The 17471-nt window shown below is 68.4% G+C and carries 16 protein-coding genes and 1 pseudogene; 14 read left to right on the forward strand and 3 right to left on the reverse strand.

The features are described 5' to 3' along the window. Positions 1-168: 168 nt before the first annotated feature. The 5 genes and pseudogenes from ABD848_RS04875 (at position 169) to ABD848_RS04895 (ending at position 3241) form a co-directional block, all read left to right on the forward strand. On the forward strand, positions 169-600 hold the full coding sequence (locus ABD848_RS04875) for a PPOX class F420-dependent oxidoreductase (protein WP_344967736.1): 432 nt from the start codon (positions 169-171) through the stop codon (positions 598-600). A 1118-nt stretch (positions 601-1718) separates the two neighbouring features. Beyond that, on the forward strand, positions 1719-1940 hold the full coding sequence (locus tag ABD848_RS04880; RefSeq protein WP_344967738.1) for a DUF4244 domain-containing protein: 222 nt from the start codon (positions 1719-1721) through the stop codon (positions 1938-1940). 1 nt (position 1941) lies between these two features. Further along, positions 1942-2313, forward strand: a complete 372-nt coding sequence (locus ABD848_RS04885) for a TadE family type IV pilus minor pilin (protein WP_344967740.1) — start codon at positions 1942-1944, stop codon at positions 2311-2313. Between the two features lie 12 nt (positions 2314-2325). Beyond that, positions 2326-2661, forward strand: a pseudogene (locus ABD848_RS04890) (Rv3654c family TadE-like protein); the annotation flags it as partial. A gap of 103 nt (positions 2662-2764) precedes the next feature. Continuing rightward, on the forward strand, positions 2765-3241 hold the full coding sequence (locus ABD848_RS04895; RefSeq protein WP_344967742.1) for a hypothetical protein: 477 nt from the start codon (positions 2765-2767) through the stop codon (positions 3239-3241). A 287-nt stretch (positions 3242-3528) separates the two neighbouring features. Here the strand turns inward: ABD848_RS04895 and ABD848_RS04900 are convergent, their stop codons facing one another. Further along, positions 3529-5757, reverse strand: a complete 2229-nt coding sequence (locus ABD848_RS04900) for a DEAD/DEAH box helicase (protein ID WP_344967744.1) — start codon at positions 5755-5757, stop codon at positions 3529-3531. Positions 5758-6048: 291 nt separating this feature from the next. Between ABD848_RS04900 and ABD848_RS04905 the strand changes: the two genes are divergently transcribed. Further along, entirely contained in the window at positions 6049-6396 is a 348-nt protein-coding gene (locus ABD848_RS04905) for an STAS domain-containing protein (RefSeq protein ID WP_133739892.1), read from the forward strand. An 18-nt stretch (positions 6397-6414) separates the two neighbouring features. Further along, positions 6415-6966 (forward strand): ATP-binding protein, encoded by a 552-nt coding sequence (locus tag ABD848_RS04910; protein WP_344967749.1) that lies wholly within the window; start codon positions 6415-6417, stop codon positions 6964-6966. Between the two features lie 81 nt (positions 6967-7047). On the opposite strand, the gene cutA is transcribed toward ABD848_RS04910, so the two are convergent. Continuing rightward, positions 7048-7389: a divalent-cation tolerance protein CutA gene (gene cutA, locus ABD848_RS04915; RefSeq protein WP_344967751.1), complete on the reverse strand. Its 342-nt coding sequence runs from the start codon at positions 7387-7389 to the stop codon at positions 7048-7050. An 87-nt stretch (positions 7390-7476) separates the two neighbouring features. On the opposite strand from cutA, the gene pyrE reads away from it, so the two are divergent. Next, a complete protein-coding gene (gene pyrE / locus ABD848_RS04920; RefSeq protein WP_344967753.1) occupies positions 7477-8010 on the forward strand; it encodes an orotate phosphoribosyltransferase in 534 nt (177 codons plus the stop codon). A gap of 120 nt (positions 8011-8130) precedes the next feature. On the opposite strand, the gene ABD848_RS04925 is transcribed toward pyrE, so the two are convergent. Continuing rightward, complete coding sequence (locus ABD848_RS04925; protein ID WP_425567433.1) at positions 8131-8592, reverse strand: RodZ domain-containing protein; 462 nt, start codon at positions 8590-8592, stop codon at positions 8131-8133. 335 nt (positions 8593-8927) lie between these two features. Between ABD848_RS04925 and fbaA the strand changes: the two genes are divergently transcribed. From fbaA to murA, 6 genes are all read left to right on the forward strand, one after another. After that, a complete protein-coding gene (fbaA, locus tag ABD848_RS04930; RefSeq protein WP_344967755.1) occupies positions 8928-9950 on the forward strand; it encodes a class II fructose-bisphosphate aldolase in 1023 nt (340 codons plus the stop codon). A gap of 144 nt (positions 9951-10094) precedes the next feature. Next, positions 10095-10511, forward strand: coding sequence for a DUF3151 domain-containing protein (locus tag ABD848_RS04935; protein WP_344967757.1), 417 nt, complete (start codon positions 10095-10097; stop codon positions 10509-10511). 188 nt (positions 10512-10699) lie between these two features. Further along, a complete protein-coding gene (locus tag ABD848_RS04940; RefSeq protein WP_344967759.1) occupies positions 10700-11983 on the forward strand; it encodes an adenylosuccinate synthase in 1284 nt (427 codons plus the stop codon). A 111-nt stretch (positions 11984-12094) separates the two neighbouring features. Beyond that, the gene (gene purD, locus ABD848_RS04945) at positions 12095-13357 is read left to right on the forward strand and encodes a phosphoribosylamine--glycine ligase (protein ID WP_344967760.1); all 1263 of its coding nucleotides are present in this window, start codon (positions 12095-12097) and stop codon (positions 13355-13357) included. Between the two features lie 347 nt (positions 13358-13704). Continuing rightward, positions 13705-15012 (forward strand): adenylosuccinate lyase, encoded by a 1308-nt coding sequence (gene purB / locus ABD848_RS04950; protein ID WP_344967762.1) that lies wholly within the window; start codon positions 13705-13707, stop codon positions 15010-15012. Between the two features lie 1118 nt (positions 15013-16130). Further along, a complete protein-coding gene (gene murA, locus ABD848_RS04955) occupies positions 16131-17423 on the forward strand; it encodes a UDP-N-acetylglucosamine 1-carboxyvinyltransferase (RefSeq protein WP_344967764.1) in 1293 nt (430 codons plus the stop codon). Positions 17424-17471: the final 48 nt, after the last annotated feature.

Raw genomic sequence — 17471 nt, forward strand, 5'->3', positions numbered from 1 at the left:
ACCGCCAAAAAGAGTGCATAGGTTCCGGCTCTGGCGAGGAAGAGCACGGCGGCACGCCATGTTGCCCAGCTTGAGGAGGGTGCGTCGCTCACCAACGGCTGCCGCCGTGGCGGGGTGGACGCTCCCTCGTGTTCCACCCGACCGGCCACATGACCATGGAGCGTGCCCATGTCCGACGCCTTCACCCCCTACCTCGACCTGATCTCCCAGCACAAGCTGGGTGCGCTTGTCACGCTCAAGCGGGACGGCCGACCGCAGTTGTCCAACATCATCTACGCCTACGACCCCGCCGAGCGGCTGGTACGGGTGTCGCTGACCGACGACCGCGCCAAGACCCGCAACCTGCGCCGCGACCCGCGCGCCAGCCTGTACGTCAGCAGCGCCGATGGCTGGAGCTACGCAGTGGCCGAGGGCGACGCCGAACTGACACCGGTGACCACCTCCCCCGACGACGCCACCGCGGAGGAACTCATCGACCTCTACCGCACCCTCGCCGGCGAGCACCCCGACTGGGACGAGTACCGCGCCGCCATGGTGGAGGAACGGCGGCTGGTGCTGCGGCTACGGCTGACCTACGCCTACGGGGCGGTTCGCCAGTAGTCGGTGGTGAAACGGGAAACAGCGGAAAGCAGTGGGAGGGCCGTTCCTCCCCCTCCTCCCTTCTCCCCCGCAGCCACCGCGCAAGGCTTCCCACAGCCCGGAGCAGCCTGCCGAGGCGGGGTCGCGCTGACCTGAGGCCACAGCAAGAGACTCCAGAGAAGGCAGGGCCACTGCCAGTGCCCGACAGCGGCCCTGCCACATGCCGGCGCCGCTCTTGCGGAATCGGCCGGGGATCGCGGGTTTAACCACGACTCGATCGGGAAAGATTTCGCTTCCGCGAAATGCGGATATCTGCGTATTCTCGCTCTTTATCCAGGCAACGCCGGAGACTTCCGTACAGTTCAGGACTCGTACCGCGTGCGTCACCGTCCCCGTCCCGGTGGCCGAGAATGGCCCGCTGACCGATAATGGCAGGCATCCGGCGGTCAATGTGGCGATGTGGTGATATCGGTCTGAGGGTATGGCCTGCCCGCCAAGATTCGTTTCCGCGACGAGTGATGCGTGCGCCCACGCGATGCCGATTGCCACGCTCGGGCGGATCACCGACGAATCCGCAGCGGGCCAGGGGCGGACGCGGCGGTACGGTCACGGGGTTCATCGCCGCGCGCGGACGCGCGAGCGGAAGGAACGTAGCCCGAAAATGGTCGCACGGTGATGCGGCGCCTCGCGGGGAGCACCGGGGCGATTGTCGAGCGCCCGCCACGATGAATCCACAGGCTCACGTGCCCCCTTCTCTTTCTCCTCTCCCCGGGCGCGTGGATGCTCATGAGGCACCGATTTCACCAGCCGCACAGCCGGTGGTGCCGAGGGGTGCGCGGCGGCGAGGCGAGACCGGTATATGTCTTGGCCCTGCTCGCCCTTGGCGCTGCGCGCAATTTGGCGGCGCACCAGTGGTGAGGCAGCCAACCGATTCAGGACGCTGGGATTTTGGGTTATGGCCACCCGGTGGAAACCGCTGGGTCACTCGCACAGTCATGACACTATTTTCCACATCCTGTGGAAAACCTTGTGGGTTATCCACAGCAAAGAAAATCGCGCTTCCCGGCGCGCTTTTCTGCGGCGCATGCTGGTTTCAAGTCGGAGATCCCCTCCGTCCGCGCCGTCCATAGGAGTCCGCCATGTCCCTCATCCACGCCGTTCGAGCCAGTACCGGCCGGGTTTTCCACACCCTGTGGGCCGGGCGGGCAGCCAGCGAGAACGGCATGTCGACCGCTGAGTACGCTTTGGGAACGGTCGCCGCCTGTGCGTTCGCCGCTGTGCTGTACGCGGTCCTGACCAGCTCAGAGGTGAGAGAGACGATCACGTCGCTGGTCACCAACGCCCTTCAGGTCGGCGGCTGACGTGGGTGGGCGGCACCGCGGGGCGCGCGAGGAGCGGGGAACCGTCACCGCCGAACTGGCGGTGGCGTTGCCGAGCCTGGCGCTGCTCCTGGCCACCGCGCTGGCGGCCATCACGGCCGCGGCCGTGCAACTGGAATGTGTCGACGCCGCGCGGGCGGGAGCGCGCGCCCTCGCCCGAGGCGACGATACCGCCTCGGTACGCTCCCGCACCGCCTCGATCGCTCCCGCCGGTGCCGCCATCGACATCGGCGCGGCCACCGGGCTCGCCCGCGTGCGGGTCTCGGCGCCGGTGTCACTGGGGCCACTGATCGGCTCACCACTTCGGGTAAGCGGCCGAGCCAGCGTGCCCATGGAACCCTCCGTGAAACGTTGAGGAGGCCGCCCTATGCCCACTGTCCGCCCTCTGTCGCGCTGCGAGTCCGGCTCGGCCACCGTGTGGACGATCACCCTGTGCGCCCTGGTCTGGTGGTGCGCCGTGGCGGTGCTGCTCGTGGCCAGTATCCGCGTCGACCGCCACCGGGCCGCCGCAGCCGCCGATCTGGCCGCCCTCGCCGGAGCCGAAAGGGCCGCCCAAGGGCGGCAGCGTGCCTGCGCCGTGGCAGGCGAGACAGCCCGCGCCAACGGGGCCCGGCTCACCGCCTGCCGGCTGTCGGGCCACACCATCGACGTCACGGTCACCGTGCCCGCGCGGCGGTGGTCTGAGCCGGCCATCGGGCGGGCGCGCGCCGGTCCCGTTCGCTCGGTACAGCGCCCCGCCCCCGTGCCTTCGTCCGCCGCTCGATCCACAGCGGTTGCACCGTCCGCACAGGAGGTCGCGCAGCGTCATGTCCACCGGCCCGCTCCCACGCCTGACCGCCATCGCCGTCCTGGCCTGCTGCTCCTATGCCGCACCGGCCAACGCCGGAGCCGAGTCCGCCCGCGGCCCGCACCCGACGCAGCCAAGCCCGGCGGAAGCCTCCTTGCCCAGTCCCATCGCTGTGGGGCCGGCCGAGGCGCCGCGCCCCCGCTCCGCGAGCGGCGCGCACCGTCCCACTCCGGCAGCTTTACCCGCCGAGCCGAGCGAACCCGTGTCCGCGCGCGACGCCTCGACCGTCTCGGCGTCGCCCGTCGAGGGGCCGCAGTCGCACTACGAGGGTTCGCTACCGGCTTCCTGGCCCCGCGGCGGCGCGCACGGTCTCGTCGCGCTCACTGCGGCGCTGACCCTCGCCGCTGTGGCCGCGCTGGGGCTGGCGTTACGGCTGAGCGTGGGGTGGCCGCGGTTTCCACCACTTTACCGGGGGCAACGCCGCTCGTCCGACTAAGAAGCCGCCCCGATCCGGAGGGCATGGCGCTCGTGACACCCGGCTCCTGGTGGGATGTGGCCCCACCTTCGGGGGTATCGCGAGCCCGCCCCCGCTGCCTTGCCGAAACCGCCGCCGGCCACAGGTCGGCTCCGCCGGCCCTGCGGGGACGGGGGGAGTCGCCCTCCAGCGCACGCTGCCGGGGGCGTCCCCGTATCGCCGCGCGCTTGGGGAGGGGACCGCCGGCCGGGGCGGCGCATCCGCGCTCCTCGCCTCCTGTGCCTGTGGGGCGTGTGGGCCGGGTGCGCTCACGCGCGGGCGAGTACCTCCTCCAGCAGCCGCAGCGCCCCTGCCTTGCTCAACGGCTCGTTGCCGTTGCCGCACTTGGGCGACTGGATGCACGAGGGACAGCCGTCCAGGCACTCGCAGGTGGCGATGGCTTCCTGGGTTGCGGTGAGCCAGGCTCGGGCAGCGGCGTAGCCGCGCTCGGCGAAGCCCGCTCCGCCTTCGTGGCCGTCGTAGACGAACACGGTGAGCCGGCCGGTATCGGCGTGCAGCGCGGTGGACACACCGCCGATGTCCCATCGGTCACATGTGGCAAACAGCGGCAGCAGCCCGATCGCGGCGTGTTCGGCGGCGTGGGCCGCGCCCCGCAGCTCCACTCCCTCGCCACGCAGCCGCTCCTCGATCTCTTGGCCCACGGTCCACCACACCGCGCGCGAGCGCAGGACGCGCTCGGGCAGCTCCAGCGGACGTTCCCCCAGCACCGCGCCGGTGCGCACGTCACGCTTGAGATAGGCCACCACCTGTCGGGTCACCCGCACATCACCGAAATACACCGTGGCCTGGTCGCCCCAGTCCTGTTCCCGTTCGGTGGCGATGATCTCGATCTCGGTGACGTCCCTGGCCCACGTGCTGTACTCGGGATCGGCGGCGCGCACCAGCGCCACCCCTTCGTCGAGGTCGAGCGTGTCCACCACGTGTGCCTGCCCCTGGTGCAGGTAGACCGCGCCCTCGTGCACCGTGCCGTGCGCGGCTGCCTCGTCGACGGTGCCCAGCAGTTGGCCGGTGTCGGTATCGACGATCTGCACCGGCGGCCCCCCGCTGCCCCGGATATCGGCCAAGTCGCAGGCGCGATCTCGGCGCGCCCAGAACCAGCCCCTCGGCCGTTTGCGCAACAGTTTCCGGTCAACCAGATCGGCCAATACCGCCTCGGCGGCGGGGCCGAACACCGGCAGGTCCGCCTCGGTGAGCGGCAGCTCCGAGGCGGCGGCGCACAGGTGCGGCCCCAGGACATAGGGGTTGTCCGGGTCGAGCACCGTCGACTCCACCGACCGGCCGAACACAGCCTCGGGATGGTGGACAAGGTAGGTGTCGAGCGGGTCGTCGCGGGCGATAAAGGCGGCGAAGGCATCGCTGCCGCCGCGCCCGGCGCGGCCGGCCTGCTGCCACAGCGAGGCCAGCGTGCCGGGCCAGCCCGTCACCAGCACAGCGTCCAGCCCGGTGATGTCGACGCCCAACTCCAACGCGTTGGTGGCCGCCAACCCCATCAGCTCACCCGAACGCAGGTCACGTTCGAGTTGGCGTCGGTCGGCGGCCAGATATCCCGCCCGGTAAGCGGCCACCGAGCGGGCCAGCTCGTGAGCCTTCCCGTCGCGCAGCGCCCGCTGCGCCGACAGGGCAACAATCTCGGCGCCCTGCCGGGAACGCACGAACGCCAGGGTGCGCACTTTTTCCGCAACGAGACCAGCGAGCAGATCGGCGGCTTCGGCTGTGGCGGTGCGCCGCAGCGGCGCCCCCTTCTCGCCCACCTGATCGGTCAACTCCGGCTCGATCATGGCGAAGCTCAGCGCGCCGCGCGGCGAGGCGTCGGCGGTGACCGCCCGCACCGGCAGGCCGGTCAGGCGACTCGCGCTCTCCGCAGGCTCGGCGGTCGTAGCCGAGGCCAGAATGAACGTGGGCCGCCCGTGGTGGCGCTCGCACACGCGGCGTAGCCGCCGGATGATCTGGGCGACGTGGGAGCCGAAGACTCCCCGGTAGTGGTGGGCCTCGTCGATCACGACGTAGCGCAGCCGCCGCAGAAAGGACGACCACGCGGTGTGGCGGCCGAGGATGGCCCGGTGCAACATGTCGGGGTTGGTCAGCACGTAATCGGCGTTGCTGCGAATCCAGGCGCGGTCGGGCCCGGGGGTGTCGCCGTCGTAGGAAGCGGCGACCATAGGGGAGGGAAGAAGTTCCTCCAGGGCACGAAGCTGATCGGCGGCTAGTGCCTTGGTGGGAGCGAGGTAGAGCACGGTGCCGCCGTCGGTGACAGCCGCCGCGCAAGGCAACAGGAAGGCGAGTGATTTCCCGGATGCCGTACCGGTAGCTATGATCACATTATTGCCGGTATAAGCGAGATCGGCGGCAACTACCTGGTGTGACCAGGCAGCGGTGATCCCCGTATCGGCAAGCCGCTCGATCAGGGAGGATGGTGTCCAGGCTGGCCACTCTTCGCTTACCCCGCGGCTGCCAACCAGGTTCTCCACATGTGTCAACCGGGAATTCGGGGTATTGTCACGCCACAGCCGTTGGAGTGCCGACTCCCACCGGTTCGCCCGACTCACTCGGCACCCCCTCGGCAGACGTCGTATGGCTGAGGACTGAAGAACCGCTGCATGGATATCGGTTTCAGTGTGTCATCTGAGGGAACACACGCGCGATGTCGTGGTTTTCTTGTGCTTAGCACGCGGAAGAAGCGGCCAGGCGTGGTTGAATGCCGCCCTGTGGGGTAACGCCCGGCAGAGATCACTCGCGGCGATGAGTCGCGGTTCGGCGCTGGAGGACTAGTGGATTTGAAGCTTGATCACTACACCGAGGACGACACCGAGATCGTCGTCGTTGAAGGTGAGATCGATGTCTACACCGCGCCCCGGCTGCGTGAGCTACTGATCGATCTGGTCAACAAAGGCAACTTCCACCTCGTCGTCAACATGGAGAAGGTGGAGTTCCTCGACTCGACGGGGCTCGGCGTCCTCGTCGGCGGTCTGAAGCGCGTGCGAGCTCACGACGGTACGCTCGATCTGGTCTGCACTCAGGAGCGCATCCTGAAGATCTTCCGTATCACCGGCTTGACCAAGGTGTTCGGTATATACGAGTCGGTGCGAGAAGCCATCGACAAGCGTAAGTCGAAGTAGTCACGTAACGAGCGAGCGATGGCAATCGTCCAGCTCACGATCAGTGCGCTACCGGCCCACGTGCGTACGGCACGTCTTATGGCCACGGCCGTGGCGCGCCGGGCGGGTATCGCTGAGTCCGCCCTCGACGAAGTGCGTCTGGCGGTGGGGGAGGCATGCTCTCGCGCGGTGGAGGCCCACCGCGCGCACTGCCCCGCTTTACCGATCCAGCTCGAACTCATCGACAGCGCCGACAAGGAGGCTGAGCCTTCCCAACGGCGCGAGACGCCCAAACCCACCCGGGTCAACGGAAGTGGGATCGGGCGTTTTGAAGTGGTCGTCTCCGACCGCGCTCCCGCGAAGGAAGCGCAGGCCGACACCGCCCTCGACGGCTACTTCGACGATGATTATCTGGGTGAGGCCACGCCTGCCGGTGGTTTGGCGGGGTTGTCGCCCGATGTGGGCTTGGCCGTCATCGTCGGGCTGGCCGACGATGTCAGCATCGAGCCCAATGACGACGGCACGGTTGTGCGTATGAGCTGGCCCCTGGCGGGCAGCGAAACCGCCGAGGACGGCCACTCAATCGAGTAGGGCCCACGGGCCCGCGCTCTTTTCTCGGGGCGCCTGCTGGCGCGGGGCGCCCCGCGCCAGCAGGCGCCAACGCACAGCGGGTCACTCGGTGGGGCGCGTCTCCTCAACCACCCATCGCAGGTACTCGGGGTTACCACCCTCGATAGGGGTGGCGATGATCTCGGGCACGTCGTAGGGGTGAACGGCCAGCAAGTGGGTGGTGAGGGCATCGAGGCGGTCTCCCGCGCCCTTCATCACCACCAGCCACTCCTGGTCGTTGTGGACTTCCTCCTCCCACCGATAGAAGCTCGTGATCGGCCCTGTCACCTGGGCGCACGCTGCGACCCGGGCCTCGATCACCGACCTCGCCAACCGCTCGGCACTGTCGCGGTCGGCCACGGTGGTTTCGACACGCATGTGCTCTGTGACGTTCTGGTCGGTCATGAACACCTCTTCATGGACTGGGTCGACATGGGTGGGCCGGCGCTCAGTGGTCGAAACCGGCGACCGGCGGGTCTAGGCTCGATGATCATGAGCGATCGCGCGGATCTCCTCGGGCACATCAACGATAAGGCCGTGATCCACGGCAAGGTCATCCTCTCGTCGGGCGCGGAGGCCGACTACTACGTTGACCTGCGCCGTGTCACGCTCGACGGCACGAGCGCGCCCCTGGTGGGACGGGTGATGCTGGATGCCACGGCCGATCTCGACTACGACGCGGTGGGCGGGTTGACCCTGGGCGCCGACCCGGTCGCCACGGCGATGCTGCACGCTGCGGCGGCTCGCGGGCGCGCCCTGGACGCATTCGTGGTGCGTAAAGCCGGAAAGGACCACGGGCTACAGCGTCGCATCGAGGGTCCGGATGTGGCGGGCCGTCGGGTGCTGGCGGTGGAGGACACCTCGACCACCGGCGGGTCGGTGCTCACCGCCGTCTCGGCGCTGCGCGAGGCTGGTGCCCACGTCGTGGGGGTCGCCGTGATCGTCGAACGCGGCGCGCGCGCCAAAATCACCGGCGAGGGGCTGACCTACCGTGCCGCCTTCGAACTGGACGAGCTCACGATCTAGCCAACCCGGCGGCCCTGACCAAGCGCCGCACAGCTAACGAACAGTCCCTGTATGGGTCCACCGGGCGACGCCTGGGCGCACCTGTCGCGCTTTGCGCTAGGGGCGAACCAAGGGAGGGCTCTAGGAGGACTCGGTGGGTGTGGTGCTGGGTCGGGGCGAGGAATCGGCTTTGACGGTGAAGCTGTATCCGGGGGGCTCGTCGGCTACCTCGCGTTCCTGGCCATTGACGAAGACCTCAACCGCGCCGGGGGCACCGATGGTGACATCCAGGCGCGGCTGGTCGTAGGTGACGTACTGGCCCTGCTGCATGGTGGTGTCGGTGAGGACTTTGCCTCCGGGTACACGTACGAGTATGTCGCTGGACTCGCCCAGCACTCTGATGTAGAGCGAACTGGCCGCGGCTGTCTCCTCTGGCTGGGTCAGGGCCGCCGAATCATCGGGCACCACGAGCTCGCCGTTCCCAGGTAGGGAGCGGTAGAGGAAGTAACCACCGAGGACTACGAGGGCGATGAACAGAACGACCACTCCGACGATGGCCAACAGTTGGCCGACGCCCCGTGGATCATTGCGATGTCGTCCCACGAAGTTGAATGTAGCGTGAATCACCCGTCATAAGCGACAGCACGTACCCGTGAATGCCAACTTATCTCCAATTTGACCACATTTTGGTAGATTCCACCGCTCTTTTGACTACCCATAGTGATCAACACTGCGAGAGAGATCACTCACCAACACCACTAACGCCAGGGACAACAGCGCAACCCACCGCGCCGCCCTGGTCTAGACCTTTCGCTTATCGCCGGTGTTCGCGATACTGGCTCGGGTAACCCAATGGGTATTCCCGTATAAGAACTCGGTCTCGCGCCTTCGTCGAGGCCGTTACAGGCAACACTCAAGGCCAATCAGGAGGCACTACCATGCCTATCGCTACCCCGGACGTCTACGCTGAGATGCTGAGCCGGGCGAAGTCGCAGGGCTTCGCCTACCCGGCGATCAACGTGACCTCCAGCCAGACGCTGAACGCGGCGCTGCGCGGCTTCGCCGAGGCCGAGAGTGACGGCATCATCCAGGTCTCCACCGGTGGCGCGGAGTTCCTGTCCGGCTCGACCGTCAAGGACATGGTCACGGGTTCGGTGGCGCTGGCGGAGTACGCCCACATCGTCGCCGACAAGTACCCGGTCAACATCGCGCTGCACACCGACCACTGCCCCAAGGACAAGCTCGACGGCTTCGTACGGCCGCTGCTGCAAATCTCCAAGGAGCGCGTGGCCAAGGGCCAGGAGCCGCTGTTCCAGTCCCACATGTGGGACGGCTCGGCGGTCGAGCTGACCGAGAACCTGGAGATCGCCCAGGAGCTGCTGGCCGCCGCCAAGGAGGCCAACATCATCCTGGAGATCGAGGTCGGCGTGGTCGGCGGTGAAGAGGACGGCATCGTCGGGGAGATCAACGAGAAGCTCTACACCACCCCCGGCGATGGCCTGCGCACCGCCGAGGCACTGGGCCTGGGTGAGAAGGGCTACTACATGGCGGCCCTGACCTTCGGCAACGTCCACGGCGTGTACAAGCCGGGCCACGTCAAGCTGCGCCCGGAGGTCCTCAAGGAGATCCAGGACGCCGTCGGCGCCAAGTACGGCAAGGACCGCCCCTTCGACCTGGTCTTCCACGGTGGGTCCGGCTCGACGCTGGAGGAGATTCACGCCGCGATCGACTACGGGGTCGTGAAGATGAACATCGACACCGACACCCAGTACGCCTTCACCCGCCCCGTCGTCGACCACATCATGAAGAACTACGACGGCGTGCTCAAGGTCGACGGTGACGTCGGCAACAAGAAGGCCTACGACCCGCGCTCCTACGGCAAGGCCGCCGAGGCTGGCATGGCCGCCCGCGTCGTCGAGGCCACGCAGATGCTGAAGTCGGCAGGCAACAAAATGAAGTAGTGCTCGCCGCTTTAGGCCGGCCGGGGACCCCGCGCCGGTTCCCGGCCCCGCTCCCGGCTCGCCGGTCGAGCCGGGAGCGCCCGCCCCACCCGCGCCCGGCGGTGCGTGTCTGCCTGACGCGGCGGCGCTGGCAGGATGGGCGGTATGGACGCGCACACCAATCTGCTGGGCGAACCGCCCGAGACGCTGCTGCCCGACGACGCCGGCCCGCGCGGGGAGCTACAGCAGGGGCGGGACCCACGTGAGGTCGCCGCCCGCTTCCCGACTTCCTCGGCTGCCTGGGCCCACCTGGCCGAAGGGGCGCTGGACGACAGCGACCCCGTGGCCGCCTACGCGTTCGCCCGCACCGGCTACCACCGCGGGCTCGACCAGTTGCGGCGGGCGGGCTGGAAGGGGCACGGTCCGATCCCGTGGTCGCACGAGCCCAACCGCGGCTTCCTGCGCTCGCTGCATGCGCTGAGCCGGGCCGCCGCGGCCATCGGCGAGACCGACGAGGCCGAGCGCTGCGGTAGCTTCCTCCGCGACAGCAGCGGGGAGGCGGCGGAAGCTCTCAACGGGTGAGAGTAATCGCAACAAATCTTTAAAAACGTCAAACAGCAGCAAACCGGACCCTGACGTGTGAGCGGCGTTCGTGTACGCTCGACACGCAAGAGCCCCTGTCGCCGCCTTGCGCCAGGGGCTTTCGTAGGCACTAGCCACCATGACTGTGGGTGCACGGTCCTCGCGAGCAGAAGAAGAGGGAGACGCGGATGCCGGCCATCACGATCATCGGCGCCCAATGGGGGGATGAGGGCAAAGGCAAGGCCGCTGACCTGGTCGGTGACCGTGTCGACTACGTCGTGCGCTTCCAGGGCGGCAACAACGCCGGGCACACAGTTGTCATCGGTGAGGAAAAGTACGCGGTCCACTCGCTGCCGGTAGGCGTCCTCTCCCCCAACGTCGTCCCGGTCATCGCCAACGGCGTGGTCATCGACCCCGAGGTGCTTTTCGAGGAGATCCGCGGCCTCCAAGCGCGTGGCGTCACCTGCGAGAACCTGTTGGTCTCGGCGAACGCACACCTGATCATGCCCTACCATCGCGCTCTGGACAAGGTCACCGAGCGGTTCCTGGGCAAGGCGCGCATCGGCACCACCGGGCGGGGTATCGGCCCCACCTACGCCGACAAGATCTCGCGCGTGGGCGTGCGCGTGCAGGACATGTTCGACGCCAAGATCCTGCGCAAAAAGCTGGAACTAGCGCTCAACGACAAGAACCAGATCCTGACCAAGGTCTTCAACCGCCGGGGCTTGGAGCTGGAGCGCATCTTGGACCAATACCTGGCCTACGGCGAGGAGCTGCGGCCCTACGTGGCCGACACCAGCTTGGTCCTCAACCGCGCGCTCGACGAAGACAAGGTCGTCTACCTGGAAGGCTCGCAGGCCACACTGCTTGACGTGGACCACGGCACCTACCCCTTCGTCACCTCCTCCAACCCCACTGCCGGCGGCGCGGCCGTGGGCGCGGGCATCGGCCCCACCCGCATCAGTAAGGTCATCGGGGTGGTGAAGGCTTACACCACGCGCGTGGGTGCCGGCCCCTTCCCCACCGAACTGCTTGACGAGTCCGGCGACTGGCTGCGTGAGCAGGGCCACGAGTACGGCGTTACCACAGGCCGCAACCGCCGCTGCGGCTGGTTCGACGCCGTGATCGCCCGCTACGCCACCCGCGTCAACGGGATCACCGACTTCTTCCTCACCAAGCTCGACGTGCTTTCCGGGCTGGAGCGGGTGCCGGTATGTGTGGCCTACGAGGTCGACGGTGTGCGCCACGACGAGTTCCCCGTTACCCAGACCGACTTCCACCACGCCACGCCGATCTATGAGTACCTGGACGGCTGGAACGAGGACATGTCGGGGGTGCGCTCCTTCGAGGACCTCCCCAAGAACGCCCAGCGCTACGTGCGGGCCCTGGAGGAGATGTCGGGCGCTCCCATCTCGGCCATCGGCACCGGCCCGGGACGCGACCAGACCCTGGAGCTGCGCTCGTTGGTCTAGCGCCCTGGCCGGCGCCGCCGCGGACCAACCGGGGCCGGTAAGGACTCAGAATGGACATAGGCGCCACGTGCGCACCCGTGTCCGCTCTTAAGCCAAGGTTGGTTCGTCCCTGTGAAAGCCCTCGTTCTCGGCGGCGGTGGCCGCGAGCACGCTCTCGCCCGTGCCCTGTCCTTCGACCCCGGTGTGACCGCTGTGCACTGCGCGCCCGGCAATCCGGGGACAGCGGAACTGGCGGAGAATCACGTCGTCGACGTCACCGATGGGCGTGCCGTCACCGAGCTGGCCGCGCGGTTGCGGGCGGAGCTGGTGGTGATCGGCCCTGAGGCGCCGCTGGTGGCGGGGGTGGCCGACGAGCTGCGTCGCGCCGGGATTCCGGTGTTTGGCCCCGACCGGGCCGCGGCCCGACTGGAGGGTTCGAAAGCCTTTGCCAAGGAGGTCATGTCCGCAGCGGGGGTACCCACGGCGCGGTCGCGGGCCTGCTCCTCGGCGTCGCAGGTCGCTGAGGCCCTGACCGCGTTCGGCCCGCCCTATGTGGTCAAAGACGACGGGCTGGCCGCCGGCAAGGGCGTGGTGGTCACTACCGATCTCGCCGCCGCCAAGGAACACGCCCGGAAGTGCCACCGCGTCGTCGTTGAGGAGTTCCTCGACGGCCCCGAAGTCTCGCTGTTCGTGTTCAGCGACGGCAGACACGCAGTACCGCTGCTGCCCGCCCAGGACTTCAAACGCGCCTATGACGGCGACGAGGGCCCCAACACCGGCGGCATGGGGGCTTACGCGCCGCTGCCCTCGGCTCCGGCCGGCCTCACCGAGGAGGTCATGGGCAGCATCGTGGCGCCCACCGTGGCCGAGATGTCGCGGCGCGGCGCCCCCTTCCAGGGGATGCTCTACGTCGGTCTCGCGCTCACCGTGCAGGGCCCCCGGGTGGTGGAGTTCAATGCCCGCTTCGGCGATCCGGAGACGCAGGTGGTGCTCGACCGGCTGGCGACTCCGCTGGGTGGCCTGCTGCAAGCCTGCGACACCGGCGGGTTGGGCGGCGTGCAGGCTCTGGAGTGGCGGCCGGGTGCGGCCGTGACCGTGGTGATCGCGGCCGAGAACTACCCCGGCTCCCCTGCCAAGGGCGATCCCATCCACGGGCTCGATGCTGCCGAGGCTGTGGCGGGGGCTTACGTGCTGCACGCCGGCACCAAGCGCGACGCCCAAGGGCACCTGGTTTCCGCGGGGGGTCGGGTGCTCAGCGTGGTGGGCTCTGGTCCCGACCTGGCCGAAGCCCGCGACCGCGCCTACGAGGCGGTGGACCACATCGAGCTGCGCGGCTGTTTTTACCGCGGCGACATCGCGCGACGGGCGGCACTGGCCGACCAAGGGGCGACATGACCTGGCTTTAAAGGACCGGGTTTGGAGGTAGCGCCCAACTGGCCGCTGGGGGAACTCCTCCTCCGTCCAGACACCCCTATGGGGTGGCGGGGACGCGTGCTTCGCCGGCTCCTGCGGCGGCGCGCCCCGGCCCTCGTTAAGGAGTACTTCGAGACCCAGAAACGACCCGCCTGATCTGGCTCATGTCAACAGTGCGGCCCCCTGCGCCCATGCGGGGCGGAGCAGCTCAGAGAAACGGTTCCTTCCGGCCTCGGAAAGGGGCGGGTTCCTCGCTGGATCACGCTGAAACCGCGGCGGTGCGGCCCGCCTGCCGCGCCCGTCCTGCCCAGTCCTGCCAGAATGGGTGAGTGATCGAGCGCTATACCCTTCCGGAGATGGGCCGCGTCTTCAGCGACGCGCACAAGTACGAACTTTGGTGCAAGGTCGAGACGCTGGTGGTGGAGGCTCACGCACGGGCGGGCACCGTGCCGGCCGAGACCGTTGAGCCGGTGCGGCAGGCGCCGCCCCCCACCCCGGAGCGGGTGGCCGAAATCGAGGCCGTCACCCAGCACGACGTCATCGCCTTCCTCACCGCCTGGGCCGACAACACTGAACCGCGTGAGGCCGCGGCGTGGGTGCATTTCGGCATGACCTCCTCCGACCTGCTCGACACCGCTTTGGCCGCCCAACTGGTCGAGGCCACCGACATCCTGCTGGGCAAGGCCGACCGCCTGGTGGCGGCGCTGCGGGACCACGCGCTGGAGCACCGGGAGACGCTGCGGGTGGGGCGCACGCACGGCATCCACGGCGAGCCCGATGTGTGGGGGCACCGGGTAGCCGATTTCGCGTTCGCCATGGCGCGCTCGCGCGACCGGCTGCGGCGCGCCCGCGAGGCCGTGGGCGTCATGGCCATCTCCGGGCCGGTGGGCACCTACTCCAACATCGACCCGGCGGTGGAATCCTACGTGGCCCAGCGGTTGGGGCTGGCCCCGGCCGACGTTTCCACCCAGGTCGTCATGCGCGACGGCATCTCGGAATGGGTGAGCGCGCTGGCGGTCATGGCCTCGGTGTGCGAGGCGGTGGCCCTAGAGGTCCGCCATGGCCAGCGCACGGAGGTGCGCGAGCTGTGGGAACCCTTCGGCAAAGGGCAGAAGGGCTCCAGCGCCATGCCGCACAAGAAGAACCCCATCCTGTCCGAGCGCATCTGCGGGATGGCGCGCATTGTGCGCGGCCAGATCGTGCCCGTCATGGAGGGGATTCCGCTGTGGCACGAGCGCGATATCTCCCACTCCTCCACTGAGCGCATCGCGCTGCCCGACGCCGCCATCGCCACCGACTACCTGCTGCATCTGACTACGCGGCTGGTGAGCGGGCTGGTCGTCGACGCCGATCGGATGCGGGCCAACCTCGACTCCACGCACGGCCTGATCTACTCCTCGACCGTAGTCTCGGAGTTGATCGAGACGGGACTGTCGCGGGAGGACGTCTACGCGCTGGTACAGGCGGCGGCGATGCGCACTTGGGAGACCGAGGTGGCGTTCCGGGCGACGCTGCGCGAGGAGGCCGACGCGCGCGGCGTCACCCTGGACGAGGCCCGGCTGGACGAGGTGTGTCGCCCCGAGCGTTTCGTAGCGCGCCTGGGGCCGGTGTTCGAGCGGCTGGGCAAGCTGAGCTGACCGCCCGCCCGCGGGGCGTAGTGAGACGAAGGTGGGCCGGCCGCGGAAGGGCGAGCACGCCCCGCCGGGGTGGGGAAGGGCTGGCGCCGCCGGCACGCTGCCGGGCCGTGGGGCCTTTCCCCGGCCTTGGCGCGACGGCCCGGTTGCCGGCCCGGCCGTTGCGGGCCCTCTCAACGGCCACAGCACCGCCGTCTCAGGGCCGGCTGGGCTCCCGCCCGGGGTTGGCCCCCCACAGCCCCCAGCGCGAGCCCAGCCGGCCATATGTAAAGGCACCCAAGTCCCCACATGTTGCTTTTCGCCGACCTGCGGCGGGCGCTGCCAGAGGTGGGGCCTTTGGGCAGGGTGGGAAGATCTCTCGGGCGGGCGCAAAGCAAGCGCAATCCCCCGGGGGCCGTCGATGCGCGTGGACACACGGGACGGGACCAAAGGGGCGGGGCTCGGGAGCTAGCCAGTGGCGCGGTGGACCCACCCTGCTACGGCACGGATGGCGGACAGGGCGTGCCTGCTGCCCCCGTCACGTCGATCACCACTTCTGGCCAGCGGATTTCAACGGCGAGACGGAAAGGGGCCAAGGCGGCTCCACGGCGGTGCCGAGAGGTGGCCGTCTCTGGCCGAAGGGCGGGGAAGCGGGGCGCAGACGAGCGTCGGACGCTGCCAACCGCTGCGGCGCCGGGGCTGTGGCAGCGACCTCTCAACTCCACTACCGCCGTGAAGGTGGCGTCCCGGCCAGGTGATCCGCACCACGATGGGTCTAGCCACAATGCGCACGGCTTACAGTAGTAGAGGTGTTTTTCCGTATCGGCGCGTACCGCACCGGGTAGGGCCGCCGCGGAGGAGCCACACACACCGGTACAGGGCTGATCGAGCGTGGTTGCTATGGCAAAGAGACCCCGGAGACCCCGGAGACCCTGGAAAACCGGACTGCATGCACGGTTTTCGGCGAATCCGGTGAATCGCCGCAGATTGAACGGGCATGCGTGGTGTGTTGCTATAGAGTCATCGCCACATGGCTACCGGTTGAGCCCATCTCGTCGGAACGCTCCGCGTGAACCCCGCGTCTGATCGCACATAGACACGCCCGACGAGTACCACCTTTGAATCGCCTCACGAAGGAGCAAATGAGCATGGGCCAGGAGGTTCGCTACCGCGTTCGCGGAGGCCGCCCATTGAACGGAACCGCGTTCATCCAGGGCGCGAAGAACGCCGTCCTGCCGATGATCGGTGCCGCCCTGCTCGCGGCCAAGGGGCGCACGGTGCTGCGGAACGTCCCCATCATCGAGGACGTCTACCGCGCGCTGGAACTCGCCGAACACGTCGGCGCCAAGGTCGAGTTCCACAAGGCCGAACGCACCGTTGTCATCGACGCCTCTCAACTCGGCGACCCCGAGCGTGCCGTTCTACCGGCCCACATCGCCGCACGCTTTCGCGGCTCCGTGCTGTTCGTTCCCGCCCTGATGCACCGTATGGGTCGTGCGCGCATCGAAGGCGTGGGGGGCTGCAATCTGGGCAGCCGTAACCTGGACTTCCACTACCGTGGCTTCGCCCGGTTGGGCGCCGAGGTCTCCGAGGACAGCGAGCGCAACCACATCAACGTCAAGGCCGGCTCGCTGCGCGGAGGCCACCTCTACCTGGACACCCCCTCCCACACCGGTACCGAAAACTTGATCATGGCGTCGGTGCTGGCCCAGGGGACCACCGTGATCGAGCACGCGGCGCTGGAGCCCGAGGTCATCGACGTCATCGAGTTCCTCAGCCGCATGGGTGCCCGCATCAGCGGTGGCGGGACCGGCTTCATCACTGTCGAGGGCGTCGACGAACTCACCGCAGTCGAGCACACTATTATGTCCGACCGTATCGACTCTGGTGTGTTCGCCATGATGACGGCCGCCACTGGCGGTGAGGTCAGCCTGGTCGGCGCTAACATCGAGCACCTGGGTGTGGCGCGCTGGAAGCTGGAGCAGATGGGCGTGGAGTTCGCCCAGCAGGGCGCGGTGCTGCACGTGCGCCGCGACGCCAACACGCTGCTGCGCCCGATCAACGCCGTCACCTCACCGTACCCGGGTTTTGCCACCGACCTCCAGTCGCCGCTGATGGCCCTGTCCACGCTGGCCGACGGCGAGAGCTACATCCACGAAGCCATATACGACGGCCGATTCGCCCTCGCCGACGAGCTCAACAAGATGGGGGCCAAAGTCGAGGTCGCGGGCACGCGAGCCATCGTGCACGGTCCCACCGACCTGCACGGAAGCGAAGTCGTCGCCCACGATCTGCGCACCGGCGCCGCTCTGCTGCTGGCGGGGTTGGCCGCCGATGGGGAGACGGTGGTCGCGCCCGGCTACTTGGTGGATCGAGGTCACTCTCAGTTCTCGGCTAGATTGACCGCATTGGGCGCGGACGTGGAGCGGGTTTAGTCCGGTCGATCCGGATAACCCCAGTTCGCGCTGGGTGGGGGGTCCAGG

It is taken from the genome of Salinactinospora qingdaonensis (assembly GCF_039539445.1).
In the GTDB taxonomy this organism is placed as follows: Bacteria; Actinomycetota; Actinomycetes; order Streptosporangiales; family Streptosporangiaceae; genus Salinactinospora; species Salinactinospora qingdaonensis.